13 protein-coding genes, 2 tRNA genes and 1 pseudogene are annotated in these 14,485 nt (G+C 69.5%); 7 read left to right on the top strand and 9 right to left on the bottom strand.

Features of this window, described 5'->3' with window-relative positions; translation table 11 throughout:
* Window positions 1-83: 83 nt before the first annotated feature.
* A complete protein-coding gene (locus V6V47_RS05860; protein WP_334626930.1) occupies window positions 84-590 on the top strand; it encodes a MarR family winged helix-turn-helix transcriptional regulator in 507 nt (168 codons plus the stop codon).
* Here the strand turns inward: V6V47_RS05860 and V6V47_RS05855 are convergent.
* Window positions 575-1,129: a hypothetical protein gene (locus V6V47_RS05855; RefSeq protein ID WP_334626929.1), complete on the bottom strand. Its 555-nt coding sequence runs from the start codon at window positions 1,127-1,129 to the stop codon at window positions 575-577. The two genes, V6V47_RS05860 and V6V47_RS05855, sit on opposite strands and share 16 nt — an antisense overlap.
* A 524-nt stretch (window positions 1,130-1,653) precedes the next feature.
* Between V6V47_RS05855 and gyrB the strand changes: the two genes are divergently transcribed.
* The 6 genes from gyrB to V6V47_RS05825 all read left to right on the top strand — a co-directional run bounded on the left by gyrB (window position 1,654) and on the right by V6V47_RS05825 (window position 7,670).
* A complete protein-coding gene (gene gyrB / locus V6V47_RS05850) occupies window positions 1,654-3,600 on the top strand; it encodes a DNA topoisomerase (ATP-hydrolyzing) subunit B (RefSeq protein ID WP_334626928.1) in 1,947 nt (648 codons plus the stop codon).
* Between the two features lie 130 nt (window positions 3,601-3,730).
* Complete coding sequence (gyrA, locus tag V6V47_RS05845) at window positions 3,731-6,250, top strand: DNA gyrase subunit A (RefSeq protein WP_334626927.1); 2,520 nt, start codon at window positions 3,731-3,733, stop codon at window positions 6,248-6,250.
* A 4-nt stretch (window positions 6,251-6,254) separates the two neighbouring features.
* Window positions 6,255-7,157 carry a DUF3566 domain-containing protein gene (locus V6V47_RS05840; RefSeq protein WP_334626926.1) on the top strand — a complete coding sequence of 301 codons (903 nt, stop codon included), beginning with the start codon at window positions 6,255-6,257 and terminating at the stop codon, window positions 7,155-7,157.
* 150 nt (window positions 7,158-7,307) lie between these two features.
* Window positions 7,308-7,381, top strand: a tRNA-Ile gene (locus tag V6V47_RS05835).
* Window positions 7,382-7,423: 42 nt separating this feature from the next.
* Window positions 7,424-7,552 carry a DLW-39 family protein gene (locus V6V47_RS05830; protein ID WP_007453934.1) on the top strand — a complete coding sequence of 43 codons (129 nt, stop codon included), beginning with the start codon at window positions 7,424-7,426 and terminating at the stop codon, window positions 7,550-7,552.
* A 42-nt stretch (window positions 7,553-7,594) separates the two neighbouring features.
* Window positions 7,595-7,670: transfer RNA gene (locus V6V47_RS05825), tRNA-Ala, on the top strand.
* A gap of 55 nt (window positions 7,671-7,725) precedes the next feature.
* On the opposite strand, the gene V6V47_RS05820 is transcribed toward V6V47_RS05825, so the two are convergent.
* From V6V47_RS05820 to V6V47_RS05780, 8 genes and pseudogenes are all read right to left on the bottom strand, one after another.
* A complete protein-coding gene (locus V6V47_RS05820; RefSeq protein ID WP_334626925.1) occupies window positions 7,726-8,877 on the bottom strand; it encodes a tyrosine-type recombinase/integrase in 1,152 nt (383 codons plus the stop codon).
* Complete coding sequence (locus V6V47_RS05815; RefSeq protein WP_334626924.1) at window positions 8,874-9,056, bottom strand: helix-turn-helix domain-containing protein; 183 nt, start codon at window positions 9,054-9,056, stop codon at window positions 8,874-8,876. Before V6V47_RS05815 ends, V6V47_RS05820 begins: the two co-directional genes overlap by 4 nt.
* Window positions 9,053-10,784: pseudogene (locus V6V47_RS05810) on the bottom strand (replication initiator). The gene V6V47_RS05815 and the pseudogene V6V47_RS05810 overlap by 4 nt, the downstream one beginning before the upstream one ends.
* On the bottom strand, window positions 10,781-11,425 hold the full coding sequence (locus tag V6V47_RS05800; RefSeq protein ID WP_334626921.1) for a GGDEF domain-containing protein: 645 nt from the start codon (window positions 11,423-11,425) through the stop codon (window positions 10,781-10,783). The pseudogene V6V47_RS05810 and the gene V6V47_RS05800 overlap by 4 nt, the downstream one beginning before the upstream one ends.
* Entirely contained in the window at window positions 11,422-12,036 is a 615-nt protein-coding gene (locus tag V6V47_RS05795; protein ID WP_334626920.1) for a DUF2637 domain-containing protein, read from the bottom strand. The genes V6V47_RS05800 and V6V47_RS05795 overlap by 4 nt, the downstream gene beginning before the upstream one ends.
* Window positions 12,033-13,463, bottom strand: coding sequence for an FtsK/SpoIIIE domain-containing protein (locus tag V6V47_RS05790; RefSeq protein ID WP_334626919.1), 1,431 nt, complete (start codon window positions 13,461-13,463; stop codon window positions 12,033-12,035). Before V6V47_RS05790 ends, V6V47_RS05795 begins: the two co-directional genes overlap by 4 nt.
* A gap of 3 nt (window positions 13,464-13,466) precedes the next feature.
* Window positions 13,467-13,925: a hypothetical protein gene (locus V6V47_RS05785; RefSeq protein WP_334626918.1), complete on the bottom strand. Its 459-nt coding sequence runs from the start codon at window positions 13,923-13,925 to the stop codon at window positions 13,467-13,469.
* 88 nt (window positions 13,926-14,013) lie between these two features.
* Entirely contained in the window at window positions 14,014-14,481 is a 468-nt protein-coding gene (locus V6V47_RS05780; RefSeq protein ID WP_334626917.1) for a hypothetical protein, read from the bottom strand.
* Window positions 14,482-14,485 lie beyond the last annotated feature (4 nt).

Below are 14,485 nucleotides of genomic sequence, written 5' to 3'. Positions count from 1 at the left end.
TGCTCAGGGCAGACAATTGGTGTACCAATGATTTGTGCACCAACGATCGGTACCATAGCCATCGTGCTTGGGGAGGGCAACCGATGAGCGAACGACCGACCGGCGTCGACCCGCTGGCGCTGGAGCAACAGGTCTGCTTCGCCCTGTCCGTGGCGGCGCGCAGCGTCGTGGCCGTCTACCGGCCGCTGCTGGAGCCGATGGGGCTGACCCATCCGCAGTACCTGGTCATGCTGGCTCTCTGGCAGCACGCACCGCTGTCTGGCCGCGACCTCAGCCGTCTGCTGCAGCTCGACCCGGGCACGCTGTCACCTCTCCTCAAGCGGCTCGAGGCGGCCGGCTATCTGCGCCGCGAGCGCGACTCCACCGACGAGCGCAGCCTCGCCGTCACGCTCACCGCGAGCGGGGCGGCGCTGCGCAGCCAGGCCGAGCGGATCCCGGCCGCGATCGTGCAACGGCTCGGGCTGCCGATCGAGGACCTGCAACATCTGCACATGGTGCTGACCCAGGTGATCGCTGCGGCAAATCGCCCCGGGGACGGTGGCCGAGCCGCCCCGGACCCCGGGGCGGCGGCCGATCAGGCGTCGGCGTAGACGGCGAAGCCGCGTTCGGCGCAGCGCCGGTAGAACGCGGCCAGCACGCCCAACTCGGCGCAGGTGAAGTTCCACTGCGGGGGATCGCCGCTCTCGTCGCGCAGCGCGTCCAGACGGCTCTCCAGCCAGCGCAGCTGCTGCTCGGCCAACCGCCCGTCGCCGAGCAGCGAACGCAGCACCTCGCTCACCGACTCGAACGTGACCGCCTCGCCGTGCGGGCGGTGACCCGCCACGAACCGCTCGATGCCGCCGGCGACCCAGGCGCAGCCGTCCGGGTCGATCACCGGGTCCTCGTCCTCGGCTGCGGCGTCTGTGGCGTACAACACACCTTCGAGGCCCAGCAGCAGATCCACCAGTTCGGTGTACGCGGTCGCCCGGACCGTGCCGGTCTTCGCGATCAGTTCGGCCAGCGCGGCGGTCGGTGCCGAGATTCGCGGCAGATCGACGATGTCGCCGAAGTCGACGAACTCGGCCGGCGCGACCGGATCGTAGAAGCGGCCGGTCCGCGGCCAGTGCACCGCGACGTTGTCCAGCCCCATCTGTCACCTCTTAGAGAGCACGTGTCGGTTCGATCGGGTCGATCGTCCGGTTTTGGCCGACAAAGATCAAGGCCGCTTCCGGGGCGCCGCAAACGTACGGCACGGGCGGTCTGGCCGCGACCCCCGACCCGCCCGACTGCGGGTTCACCCGTTGGGCGGCGGCGCGTGCGATCGGAGCCTGGCGTGTGGGGGGAGTCGTGGGCAGCATGGTTCTGCCGGCTATGGACTTCTCAGCCGCCTCGTTGAGGGTGCCGAGTGGTGGTTCTGTCTCCCGCGCACAGTAGGATTGACAGCGAGACGAAGACCCGGTGCGGAGCGAGGAGACGGGGCCCGGTGGCCCAGGCTCACTCTCCACGTCGGGTCTAGCCGATCGCGATCCGCGGGCAACCGCGGCGACCGGCGCGTTCGACCCATGGCCCGGAGGTCTCCGGAGCCGGTCCGTGCGCGCCGACGTCGCGTCCTGTCCGCCGAACCCGCGCCCGACGCGCCCTCCAGGCGCAGGTGGCGCGAGAAAGTGGCCGAGGGTGGCAGCGCAGGACAAGCAGGAGTACGGCGCAGAGTCGATTACCGTTCTTGAGGGGCTGGAGGCGGTCCGCAAGCGGCCCGGTATGTACATCGGGTCCACCGGCGAGCGTGGTCTGCACCACCTCGTCTGGGAGGTCGTCGACAACGCGGTGGACGAGGCGCTGGCCGGTTACTGCGACACCATCGACGTGGTGCTGCTCGCCGACGGCGGCGTCCGGGTCACCGACAACGGCCGAGGTTTCCCGGTCGACCTCCACCCGAAGCTCAAGAAGCCGGGTGTCGAGGTCGCGCTGACCATCCTGCACGCGGGTGGCAAGTTCGACGGCAAGGCGTACGCGGTCTCCGGCGGTCTGCACGGCGTCGGCGTCTCCGTGGTGAACGCGCTCTCCACCAAGATGTTCGTCGAGATCCACAAGTCCGGCTCCGTGTGGCGGCAGCACTACACCAACTCCAAGCCGAGCCCGCTGGAGAAGGGCGAGACCACCGACCGCACCGGCTCGGCCGTCTCCTTCTGGCCCGACCCCGACGTCTTCGAGACCGTCGACTTCGACTTCCAGACCATCTACCGGCGCCTCCAGGAGATGGCCTTCCTCAACCGGGCCCTCCGCATCCACCTGCTCGACGAGCGGGTGGATGAGACTGAGGACGGCCGGCAGCGCGAGGTGACCTTCTTCTACGAGGGCGGCATCGCCGACTTCGTCCGACACCTCAACGCCTCGAAGAGCCCGATCCACAAGACCGTGGTCGAGTTCGGCGCCGAGGAGGAGGGCATGTCGCTCGAGATCGCCATGCAGTGGAACGAGTCGTACGGCGAGTCGGTCTACACCTTCGCCAACACGATCAACACGCACGAGGGTGGCACGCACGAGGAGGGCTTCCGGTCCGCGCTCACGAGCGTGGTCAACCGGTACGGCACGGACAAGAAGCTGCTCAAGGGCGACGAGAAGCTCTCCGGCGAGGACATCCGCGAAGGGCTCGCGGCGATCATCTCGGTCAAGCTGGCCAACCCTCAGTTCGAGGGCCAGACCAAGACCAAGCTCGGCAACACTCCGGTGAAGAGCTTCGTGCAGCGGGTCTGCAACGACCGGCTGGTCGACTGGTTCGACCGCAACCCGGCCGAGGCCAAGATGATCATCACCAAGGCGTCCCAGGCGGCCCGGGCCCGAATCGCCGCGCAGCAGGCGCGCAAGCTGGCCCGCCGCAAGTCGCTGCTGGAGTCCGGCTCGATGCCGGGCAAGCTGGCCGACTGCCAGTCCACCGACCCGCGTGAGTCCGAGGTGTTCATCGTCGAGGGCGACTCGGCCGGCGGCTCGGCCAAGCAGGGTCGCGACCCGCGGACCCAGGCGATCCTGCCGATCCGCGGCAAGATCCTCAACGTGGAGAAGGCCCGGATCGACCGGGTGCTGAAGAACAACGAGGTCCAGGCGCTGATCACCGCGCTGGGCACCGGCATCCACGACGACTTCGACATGGAGAAGCTGCGGTACCACAAGGTGGTGCTGATGGCCGACGCGGACGTCGACGGCCAGCACATCCAGACGCTCCTGCTGACCCTGCTCTTCCGCTTCATGCGTCCGCTGGTCGAGATGGGCCACGTCTACCTGGCCGCTCCGCCGCTCTACAAGATCAAGTGGAACAAGAAGGGCGACGACGCGCAGTACGCGTACTCGGACCGCGAGCGGGACGGGCTGATCGCGCTGCGCCAGCAGAAGAAGCCGAACGCCAAGCCGGACGACATCCAGCGGTTCAAGGGCCTCGGCGAGATGAACTATCCCGAGTTGTGGGAAACCACGATGAACCCGGCGACGCGTACCCTGCGTCAGGTCACGCTCGACGACGCCGCGACCGCGGACGAGTTGTTCAGCGTGCTGATGGGTGAGGACGTCGAGGCGCGCCGGTCGTTCATCCAGCGCAACGCCAAGGACGTGCGGTTCCTGGACATCTGACGGACCGTGGTGGATCGGTCGGGCAGCGCCCGGCCGATCCATCGATCCACAGAGTTATCCACAGCTTGGCCGGTATCCACAGCCGTTATCCACAGCACGAAAACGACTCTGAGTCTGATAAGGGTATACAGTGACCGATTCTCCCGAGTCCACACCGAACGAGCCTGAGGTCCCCGAGGCCATCAGCGCCGTGGTCGCGCACGACCGGATCGAACCGGTCGGGCTCGAGGTGGAGATGCAGCGCTCCTACCTCGACTACGCGATGAGCGTCATCGTCGGTCGAGCGCTGCCGGACGTCCGGGACGGGCTCAAGCCGGTCCACCGCAAGATCCTCTACGCGATGTTCGACTCCGGCTACCGCCCCGACCGGGGCTACGTGAAGTGCTCCCGGGTGGTCGGCGACGTGATGGGTCAGTTCCACCCGCACGGCGACTCGGCGATCTACGACGCGCTCGTCCGGATGGCGCAGCCCTGGTCGCTGCGCTACCCGCTGGTCGACGGCAACGGCAACTTCGGCTCGCCGGGTAACGACCCGGCCGCCGCCATGCGATACACCGAGTGCAAGCTCGACCCGCTGGCCATGGAGATGCTGCGGGACATCGACGAGGACACCGTCGACCTCCAGGACAACTACGACGGCCGGGCCAAGGAGCCCACCATCCTGCCGTCGCGGATCCCGAACCTGCTGGTGAACGGCTCCGAGGGCATCGCGGTCGGCATGGCCACCAAGATCCCCCCGCACAACCTGCGGGAGATCGGCGCGGCGGTGCAGTGGTGCCTGGAGCACCCGGAGGAGGACGAGGAGACGACCCTCGAGGCCCTGCTCGGCATCGTCAAGGGCCCCGACTTCCCGACCCACGGCTTGATCGTCGGCACCACGGCGATCCAGGACGCTTACCGCACCGGCCGTGGCTCGATCCGGATGCGCGCCGTCGTGGAGGTCGAAGAGGACAAGCGCGGCCGGCCCTGCCTGGTGGTCAGCGAGCTGCCCTACCAGGTCAACCCGGACAACCTGGCCGAGCGGATCGCCGAGCTGATCAAGGAGGGCAAGCTCGCCGGCATCGCCGACATCCGCGACGAGTCCTCCGGGCGTACCGGTATGCGGATCGTGCTCGTGCTCAAGCGCGACGCGGTCGCCAAGGTGGTGCTGAACAACCTCTACAAGCACACCCAGCTCCAGGAGACGTTCGGCGCCAACATGCTGGCGCTGGTCGACGGGGTGCCGCGCACGCTCAACCTGGCCCAGTTCATCCGTTACTACGTCGAGCACCAGATCGACGTGATCCGTCGGCGGACGGCGTTCCGGCTGCGCAAGGCCGAGGAGCGCGCGCACATCCTGCGCGGTCTGGGCAAGGCCCTGGACGCGCTGGACGAGGTGATCGCCCTGATCCGGCGGTCGCCGACGGTGGACGACGCGCGGCAGGGCCTGATCCGGCTGCTGGAGATCGACGAGATCCAGGCGACCGCCATCCTGGACATGCAGCTGCGCCGGCTCGCCGCCCTGGAGCGGCAGCGGATCGTGGACGACCTCGCCAAGCTCGAGATCGAGATCGCCGACCTCAAGGACATCCTCGCCAAGCCGGAGCGGCAGCGGAAGATCGTCTCGGAGGAGCTCGGCGAGATCGTCGCCAAGTGGGGCGACGACCGGCGTACGCAGATCATCCCGTTCGACGGCGAGGTCTCCATGGAGGACCTCATCGCGCGGGAGGACGTGGTCGTTACGATCACCCGGACCGGGTACGCCAAGCGGACCAAGGTCGACCTCTACCGCTCGCAGCGGCGCGGTGGCAAGGGCGTCAGCGGTGCCACGCTGCGGCAGGACGACATCGTCAGCCACTTCTTCGTCTGCTCGACCCACGACTGGATCCTGTTCTTCACGAACAAGGGCCGCGTGTACCGGGCCAAGGCGTACGAGTTGCCGGAGGCCAGTAGGGTAGCCAAGGGCCAGCACGTGGCCAATCTGCTCGCCTTCCAACCTGACGAGCAGATCGCGCAGATCATCGAAATTCCGAACTACCAGGTAGCCCCCTATCTGGTACTGGCCACGAAGAACGGCCTGGTGAAGAAGACGCGGCTTGAGGAGTTCGACTCCAACCGATCCGGCGGAATCATCGCGATCAACCTGCGCGATGAGGACGAGCTGGTCGGTGCTGCGTTGGCTGCTCCCGACGACGACCTGCTGTTGGTCTCCAAGAAGGCGCAGGCGATCCGGTTCAGCGCCTCGGACGAGGCGTTGCGGCCGATGGGCCGGGCCACCTCGGGTGTGATCGGCATGCGGTTCACGGACGATGATGTCCTGCTCGCCATGGAGGTCGTCCGGGAAGGTCTGGACGTCCTGGTGGCCACGAACGGGGGCTACGCGAAACGCACCCCGATCGAGGAATACCCGGTGCAGGGCCGGGGAGGTAAGGGCGTGCTGACTGCGAAGATCACCGAACGGCGCGGTGGTCTGGTCGGTGCCGTGGTGATCGACCCAGACGACGAACTGTTCGCGATCACCAGCAACGGTGGTGTCATCCGGACTCCGGTGAAGCCTGTACGCCGTACGCGTGACCGGAACACAATGGGGGTCAAGCTGATGGACCTCCCGGACGGCGTGACTATCGTGGCGATTGCTCGCAATGCCGACGAGCCTGACGAACAGGACTAGTTGAATGACGGAGACACAGGCGAAGTCGGGGAACACGGGGACCTCGGCTAACCCGGTCGACGAGGAGGCCGCCAAGGGCGGCACACCAGCGACCGGCCGCGCGGCCGTGGGCCGGGCAACGGTCCCTGCTGACGCGCCTGCCCCGAAATTCACCCGGGCTCCCGGCATGACACCCCCGCCGGAGAACTCCGGCGAGGATGGCGGCCCGGGCGACAAGACCGAGACGTCCGGTGCCGAGGCGCCGACATCCGTCGGCACACCCCCGGTGCCGGCGACTCCGGCCCGCCCGACAACCACCCAGCCGATCAGTGCCCGGCCGGGTCAGCCGGCGTCCTCCGGGACCACCGGCACCCAGCCCCGGACCACACCCGGTGCGGCCCAGCCGCAGCCGGACGCGGCGCGTACCGCTGCTGCCGGTCGTCCCGCCAGCGGCGGCGGTCTGCCGCCGGGGATCGGTAACCCGTCCGCCGTGGGGGCGGCGCGGGTTGGTGAGGCGGTCCGGGCCGCGCGTTCCTCGGTCAGCTCGGCGGCGTCCCGCGGACCTCGTCGGGCCCGGCTGAACCTGAAGCGGATCGACCCCTGGTCGGTGATGAAGTTCGCGTTCGCCGTCTCGGTGGTGCTCTTCATCGTCGTGGTGGTGGCCACCTCGGTGCTCTACCTGGCGCTGGACGCGATGGGCGTGTTCCAGAGCGTCAACGACAGCCTGACCGATCTGGTCAACGCCGGCGGTGGGCAGAGCTCGAGCGGCTTCCAGATCACCGCCAAGGGCGTGATCCTCAGCTCGGCGCTGATCGGCCTGGTCAACGTGGTGCTGTTCACCGCGTTGGCCACCCTGGGAGCCTTCGTCTACAACGTCTGCGCCGACCTGGTCGGCGGAATCGAGTTGACGCTCGCCGAGCGGGACTGAGCTATCGGAGCGCCGGGGCGCCGCGGAAAGCGGTCGCCCCGGTGCTTCGCACTCGGGTAGGTTCTGGGGGCGTCGACGGCCCGGTTCGAAGGCCCGGACCCCGATTTGGGGCCGGCCGAGTGGATGGGTTAATCTTGCTCGTCGCAACGCGGGGCTATAGCTCAGTCGGTTAGAGCGCAGAGCTGATAACTCTGAGGTCGATGGTTCGATTCCATCTAGCCCCACCGCATGTCGTCCGACGGTAGTCGAGCTTGAGGGGTTGCCCCATGTTCAAGAAGCTGCTGATCCTGGCTGGCGTCGTCGGCGTGGCCGCCGTTGTTTTCAACAAGGTCAAGGCCGCCAACGACGAGCGCGCCCTGTGGCACGAGGCAACCACGGCGCCCGACCTGCGCTGAGGTCCGGCCCGGCGGCCGACAGTCGGTGCCGACGTCCCGCACGGGGCCCTAGCTCAACTGGCAGAGCACTGCCTTTGCAAGGCAGGGGTTAGGGGTTCGAGTCCCCTGGGCTCCACCAGCACTTTCTCCGGATGATCTCGGTCCGAGTACAGCCATCCGTACAGCCAAGCCGGTCACGCCGTCCCCTCCTGGCTGAGAATTCGGTCAATGGCCGAGGCAGCCTGACGAGCCCGCGCCGGCAGAACGTGGCCGTAGGTGTCGGCCGTCATCCGGATCGTGGAGTGCCCGAGCAGCTCCATCACCGTCCGCAGCTCCTCGCCCTGGTCGAGCAGGAACGTGGCGAAGGCGTGCCGCAGGTCGTGCAGGTGCAGCCAGTCCAGCCCGGCCGCCGCGCGGAGCTGCTCGAAGCGCCGGTTGACGTTCCGCGGCTCCATCGCAGTGCCGATCGTGCTGGCGAAGACCAGGCCCAGATCCGACCACACCTCCCCGGCCGCGAGCCGTTCCTTGGCCTGGCGCACCCGCTGTGCCTCCAACGCCCGAACGGCCAGAGCCGACAGCGGCAGCGGACGGGCCGATCGGTGCGTCTTCGGTGGCACGAACACCAACCCTTGATCCGTTCGCTGGAGCGTCTGCCGAACGAACAGCGCCTTCCCCGGCAGGTCGACATCCGACCACCGCAGGCCCAACAGCTCAGCCCGCCGCAGCCCGGTCGCCAGCGCCAGGACGAACAGCGACTCCAACCGGTCCCCGGTCAACACCGACAGCAGCGTCTTGGCTTCCTCGGGCGTCAAAGCGCGCCGCTCGGTTCTGCCGAGGGCTGGTGGCTTGGCTGCCTTGGCGACGTTGCGCGGGACCAAGTCCATCCGCTCAGCGTCGGCCAGGGCGACGCGCAGCACTGCGTGCACCTTGATGATGCTGGCCGGTGCGAGCTTGCCGCGCAGCCCGGTGAGGAACCGCTGCACGTCCCGAGGCGTCAGCCGGTCGAGCTTGACCCGACCGAGGCCCGGCACCAGGTGCTTGCTCACGGCCAGGCGGTAGCGCACCAGCGTTGACGGTCGGGTGCCGTCGTGCGCCTTCACGTCCCGCAGCCACTCGGTCAACCAGGCTTCCAACGTCCGAGGCTGCGCGGTGAGGTCGACCCCGAGCTGAAGTTGGCGCCGCAGCTCGTCCCGCTTCCGGACCGCTTCAGCCTCGCTCTTGGCGTAGACGTACTTCCGCTTCCGCTTCCCGTCGATCCAACCGAGGTCGACCACCGCAGCCCACACGCCCGGCCGCTGCTCGTACACCGAGCCCTCACCATGAGAACGCCGACGCCGGCCCGTCATGCCGCGAACTCCTCATCCGCCGCCAAGAACTCATCCAGCGCAGACAGCGGAATCAGCCGAGCACGACCCGCCTTGATCGAACGCAACCGGCCCGATCGCATCAGGACGTACACGGTGTCCCGACAGACGCCGAGCAGGGCCGCAGCCTCAGCCGGGCGGACGCTCTTCTTCTCGCTCATGCTCCGGTCCCTTCCTGCTCTGCGGACTGATGTGAGGTGGTTGCCGAAACGTCGGGTGGGTCGACCGCACGTCTTGCGGCGTCGAGCTGGACGCGCCATTGGATGCGTTCGGAGATGGCGCGCAGGACCCGATGCCCTAGCGGCGCAACGTCAGGGTCGGTCGGTCGAGCGAGCTCCCAGGCGTGGCGTTGCTCGCCGCCGACTGGGGCGGTGTCGGCGTCGGTGGTGACACCCAGAAGCGCCTTGACCCACTCGCGCCGGTCGGCCCGGTGGTCGGTCAGGGTCTTGCCAGACCATTGCCGAGAGATGAGGACGCGGCGCCCGCCGATGCCGAGGGTTTCCCGCTTGTGGACCTTGTTCTTGCAGTTGCCGGGTCGCAGGCCCTGCTTTGCCTTCTTGGGTTGGACGCCGTAGAGCAGCCAGTTGGCGCACCGCTCCGAGCACGGCGTGTGCCGCAGCTCTTGCCAGAGCCGTTCCAGGTGCGTCCGTTGCCGGCCGGTGGTCACGTCGTGGCAGTCGGCGGCCTGCTTGGTGAGGTACTTGGTGATGTAGCCGACGCACCGGTCGGCGTCCTTGGTGCCCGCGAGCACGCCCTTGGCGTCGACCTGGGCACCGAAGCGGGCGACGTGGACGGGTTGAGCGTCGGGGTCGGCGTCGACCAGGTCCATGGCGGCATCCCACGACGGCAGGACCCGGCCAGTGGTCGGGTCGGTGTAGCCGGCAGCGTCGGTGTCCCACTGCGGCGCCCGCCCGGGTTTGTAGACCCGCACGTCGACCGAGGGCCACCACACCTGGTGATACGTCGCGGCGGCGACCTGACGCACCAGGGCCCGAGGGATGGTGCCCCGGATGGCGAAGTGCGCGTGCGGGGCAAGCCGACGCTGCGGCTCGACGGCACCGGCGTACTGGACGTTCCAGCCGACCGCCCGGCGCAGGTTCTGCCAGAACCGATCGAGCAGCCGCGGAAAGTGCACAGCATCCCAGGCGGCCCGCCGGTAGTCGTAGCTGTCCGGGTCGACGGGGGTGCCGTCGGAGTGGACGCGGCCGTAGGAGCCGAGGGTGAGGGTCAGGAACATCGACGGCCGGAACACCTGCCCACCGCGTCCGTCGAAGGTCCGCCCGATGGTCCGGTTCTCGACCGGGAGGCGGGGCAGGTCCGGGGCGTCCTGCCGGCGCTTGGTCGACCGGACCCGCCGCTTGCCGTCGCCGTCCTCCTGGTCGTCACCGCCGTGGGGTGGGGCGGGGCGGGCCGCGCATGCCTTCGGTGGTGATCTGGCTTTCCAGTTCCTCGATCGCGTCGTCCAGGTCGGCTACCTGATCCCACTGCGAGACGCGGGCCGCTTCGTCGCGGGCGAACTCGAGGTGAGCGCGGGCGACGATCAGGCCGCGTTGGGCGTCGGTGGCGGGTTCGGGTCCGGGGTTGGGTTCGTCGTCGCGGTGCCATCCTTCGCGGATCTGCTGCTGCCGTAGCCGGCGCGCCTTGGTGGCGCAGGCGGGGCACTTGGCTTCTTGGGTGGCGCCGCAGGGCATGTCGATGACTTCGGTCTGTCCGGAGTCGAGGTCGGTGCGGCGCAGGCTCACGGGGCGGGTGCAGACGCCGTAGTCGGCGGCGAGGTCCTTGACCACGTCGACGGAGCGGGGCATCAGCATGCGGGCGGCCCGGGAGCCCGGCCTCGGCTCCACCACGGGGGCGGGTTCGAGGCCGGGCAGCGTCGGTATGAGCGTCATCGGCCCACCCCCAGTGTCGGGGTGAGGTCGCGGACCCGCACGACAGGACGGGGGTCGGCGGTGGCGTGGTCGTCCCGCAGCGGGTCGAAGGCCACCACACCGGCCCGGGTGCTCTTGGCCCGGTACATGGCAGCGTCAGCGTCAGCGAGGGCGGCGGCGAGCCCAGCCGGACTGGCGGGGGCCAGGCCGATGCTCGCGGTCACCGACACCGAAACCCCCGAGGGCAGCCGGACCGGCGAGGCGATCGCGGCGGCCATCTGCCGGGCAGCCACAGCCGGGTTCGCGTCCAGGAGCAGCGCGGCGAACTCGTCCCCACCGAGCCGGGCGGGCACCCCGTGGACGGTGCGCAGGCGGGAGGCGACGGCGGTGAGGACCAGGTCCCCTGCGGCGTGGCCGTGGGTGTCGTTGACCGGCTTGAAGCCGTCCAGGTCGACCACCACCACCCACGGGCGCAGCGGCGCGAGCTGTTCCCAGCCGGCAGCAAGGCCAGCGCGGTTCGCCAGCCCGGTCAGCGGGTCGCGCAGGGTGACCCGGTGCAGCGCAGCCAGTTCATAGCGGGCGACATAGAGCCGGTACTGATCCCAGACGAGCAGGACAACGACGCCGACGAGGAACAGGCCGGACACGAGTGCGTTGGTCATCGGGTCACCTCTCCGATCAACGGGGTGCCATTGCGGCGGGTGAACGCAGCCGGCGACACCGGGGCGACCGGGACCGGGCGGGTCGGCTCGACGGGAGCCAGGGCGACGGGCTCAGCCACGGCCGGCGCAGGAGCCGTCGCGGTGGGCTGCTCGACCGGGCGGGCCGGTGCGGGCTGCTCGACGGGGCGGGCCGACGCAGGGTCGGCGGGGGCCGGGGCGGTGGACAGGACGAGCTTGGACAGGCCGATGAACGCCAGGGCGGGCACGGCGGACAGCAACCATCCGGACAGGCCCGGCTTGGCCACGGCGAGCTGTGCGGCCAGGGAGAGGGCGACGGCGGCGACGAGGAGGAACATCGGGTAGCCGATCGGCCCGCCGCTGCGGCGTCGGCGGCGGATGGTGAGCAGCGCGGCGGCGGGGATGAGTTCGGAGATGACGGCGTTGGCCCAGCCGAACCACTCGCCGGTGCCGGCCGGGGAGTTGTCGAGGGTCCAGTCTTTGACGTGGGTGAACGATGCGGCCCCGGCGAAGCCGGCGACGATGAGCAGGATGACGATGAGGACCAGGGCGTCGATGCGGTCGGCGCGGGTGTTGGTGGGGTGGGGTTTCATGCGGCACCGTCCAGGATCTCGCCGTCGATCACGCGCAGTCGGCCGTAGGTCTGGGCCATGTCGCGGATCTCGTCATCGGTCAGGTAGGAGAAGCGGACCCGCATTGGGGTCGGGTCACCGTCGATGACCACGAACCCGACACCGGGCAGGGACTGCGGAATGCGGTCGCACAACGCTCCGCGATCGCGCATCCCCTCGCCGAGCACGAGGTCGACCTGTGCGGCTTCCGCGAGGCGCAGGCCGATGCGGGTCGGGAACAGGTCGCGGAACGGCAGGACTTCCTTGCGGGGGTCCTGGATCGCGGCGACGACATGCACGCCGACCGCCCGGCCTTGGCTGAGCAGGATCGAGAGCGCGGCTTTGATGCGGTCCTTGAGTTGCCGGTCGGTGAGGTAGGCGGTCAGGTTCGCCAGTTCATCGATGACCAGGACGATCAGCGGCTCATCTGGGGTGGGGGTGTGCTGGCGGGTGCGGCCGTAGAGCTTCCCGGCCCGGTCCTTCGCCACCGTGGCGGCTTCCTCGATCAGCTCACACATCGCGGCGTAGTCCTTGCGGGCGAACCGGCTGAACATCGGCGCACCCATCCCGAGTTCCATGCCGCCTTTCGGGTCCAGGCCCCAGATCTGCACGAGCCCGGAGGTGACCCCGGCGGCGAGGGAGCGGATCACGGACCAGATCACCGAGCCCTTGCCCGACCCGGTCGCGCCGACCACGAGGACCTGCGTGCCGAACAGGCGCAGCTCGTAGCCGTCGCCGTCTTCCTGCCGGCCCACGGGCAGGGCGGTGAACTCGGGCACCGCCGGCACCGGCAGCGGGCGGACGAGCTTGGCGAGGGGGTCACCGCGGAACAGGTGCAGCAGCACCACATCCGGACGCGGACCGGGCGCGGCCTTGACCTGCCGGACACCGAACGTGTGCGCCAACCTCTCGGCGACGCGGGCGAAGTCGTCGGGGATCTGCCCGGTCACCATCCGCACGACCACCACGTCGACACCGCCGCCGCAGCGCACCCGACGCAGCACCGGCAGGACGGTGTGCCCGTCGAAGGACACGGCGAGCTTGGCGGTCACCATCGCCGCCATCCACTTGCGGCGGTAGAGCATCCGCCGGTAGCAGGACAGGACCGGCCACCACCCGAAGCGCAGGAACGACGGCCGGTGCCCGAACGCCCACCCGGCGGCGACGACGGCGACCAGGGCGACGAACCCGACCGGACCAGCCCAGCCGAACCGTGCGTAGAGCCAGGCGAAGAACACCGCCGGGACGGTGACGTACCAGAACCGCACCGCCACGAAGACCAGCCGGGCCAGCGCCTTGAGGGTCCACCAGGTCAGGGCCACCCACATCGGGATGCGGATGAACGGGGTTCGTACGTTGATCGGAGCGGAGTCGATCCGCTCACCCCGGATCACGTTGACCAGCGGCACGGCTCAGCCCTCCCCACCCGCAGCGGCGAACAGGGCGGCCTGCCCCGGCGTACCGGGGTGACGGCGCACTACCCGACGACGCACGGGCGTCCGGGCGGGCAGCAACGCGGCCAGGTTCACGGGTCCGGACTCCGGGGCGGGGACGTGTCGGGTCATGGTCGGCAGCCACCGGCCCCGACCGAGGACCGCGCGCAGGTCGACGCGGTCGGAGACGTGCGGGGCGATCAGGTCCGGGTCGAGGTGGCGCAGCTTGACCACCGTGCGGGCCAGAGCGGCAGCGGCGGCGGCGATCTCCACCAGTGCGGCCACGCGGACGGCGTCGGCGGGGACGGTGGTGTAGACCTCGCGGGCGGCCCGGATACCAGGGCCAGCGAGACGCATCACCGTGCGGCGGTGAGTGCGGCGGGCGGGGGCGGGGCGCGGGTTCCCGACGATGCGGGCAGCGTCAGCTAGCGTGGGCATCAGCCCAGCTCCTTCCAAGGTGATCGGGTGAGACGCGGGGCGGGAGTCGACTTGGCGGAAGAGGCCCGCCCCGCGCATCGAGGTCTGGTCAGGCCGCCTGCTTCGTCGCGGCGACGGTGGGCTCGGTCATGGCGCCCGCGCGGATCGACCACGCCTGACGCGCCCGGCACTTGCCCGAGCCCTTGCACCGCTGGCTGTCGACGTACGGCGTCAGCGTCACGTCGGTGAAGGTGACCGCCGGCGGATAGCCCGGGATCTTCGACGCCGGCGGCACCGGCTGCACCGGGGCGGCGATCTTCACCTTGACTTCCTTGGTCCCGCCAAACTTCCCGGCCTCCGGGTCCAGGTCCAGGACCTTGACCACCCACAGCCGCTCGCCCGTGTCCTTGTCGCGCGCCTGGTCGTCACCCTGGCCGCGCTTGTCGAAGTCCGTCACCGGCTCCACACCCAGGCACAGCGCACCCTGCGGAAAGACGTAATCGAACGGAACCGGAACCTTGATCGAGTTGGGGACTGCCATTTGCCCTACCTCCAGCTCTGCCCGCCGGCACTCCACCGGC

Source organism: Micromonospora sp. CPCC 205539, from assembly GCF_036906815.1.
Taxonomy (GTDB): Bacteria; Actinomycetota; Actinomycetes; order Mycobacteriales; family Micromonosporaceae; genus Micromonospora.
The sequence above is the reverse complement of the archived record's forward strand: the minus strand, read 5'-3'. Positions and strand labels throughout refer to the sequence as shown.

Excerpts from the sequence above, each read along its gene's own strand:
- V6V47_RS05840 (WP_334626926.1), top strand. The coding sequence starts at position 6,255 with ATGACGGAGACACAGGCGAAGTCGGGGAACACGGGGACCTCGGCTAAC.
- V6V47_RS05800 (WP_334626921.1), bottom strand. The coding sequence starts at position 11,425 with ATGACCAACGCACTCGTGTCCGGCCTGTTCCTCGTCGGCGTCGTTGTC.
- V6V47_RS05830 (WP_007453934.1), top strand. The coding sequence starts at position 7,424 with ATGTTCAAGAAGCTGCTGATCCTGGCTGGCGTCGTCGGCGTGGCCGCC.
- V6V47_RS05795 (WP_334626920.1), bottom strand. The coding sequence starts at position 12,036 with ATGAAACCCCACCCCACCAACACCCGCGCCGACCGCATCGACGCCCTG.
- V6V47_RS05785 (WP_334626918.1), bottom strand. The coding sequence starts at position 13,925 with ATGCCCACGCTAGCTGACGCTGCCCGCATCGTCGGGAACCCGCGCCCC.
- V6V47_RS05855 (WP_334626929.1), bottom strand. The coding sequence starts at position 1,129 with ATGGGGCTGGACAACGTCGCGGTGCACTGGCCGCGGACCGGCCGCTTC.
- V6V47_RS05820 (WP_334626925.1), bottom strand. The coding sequence starts at position 8,877 with ATGACGGGCCGGCGTCGGCGTTCTCATGGTGAGGGCTCGGTGTACGAG.
- V6V47_RS05815 (WP_334626924.1), bottom strand. The coding sequence starts at position 9,056 with ATGAGCGAGAAGAAGAGCGTCCGCCCGGCTGAGGCTGCGGCCCTGCTC.
- V6V47_RS05860 (WP_334626930.1), top strand. The coding sequence starts at position 84 with ATGAGCGAACGACCGACCGGCGTCGACCCGCTGGCGCTGGAGCAACAG.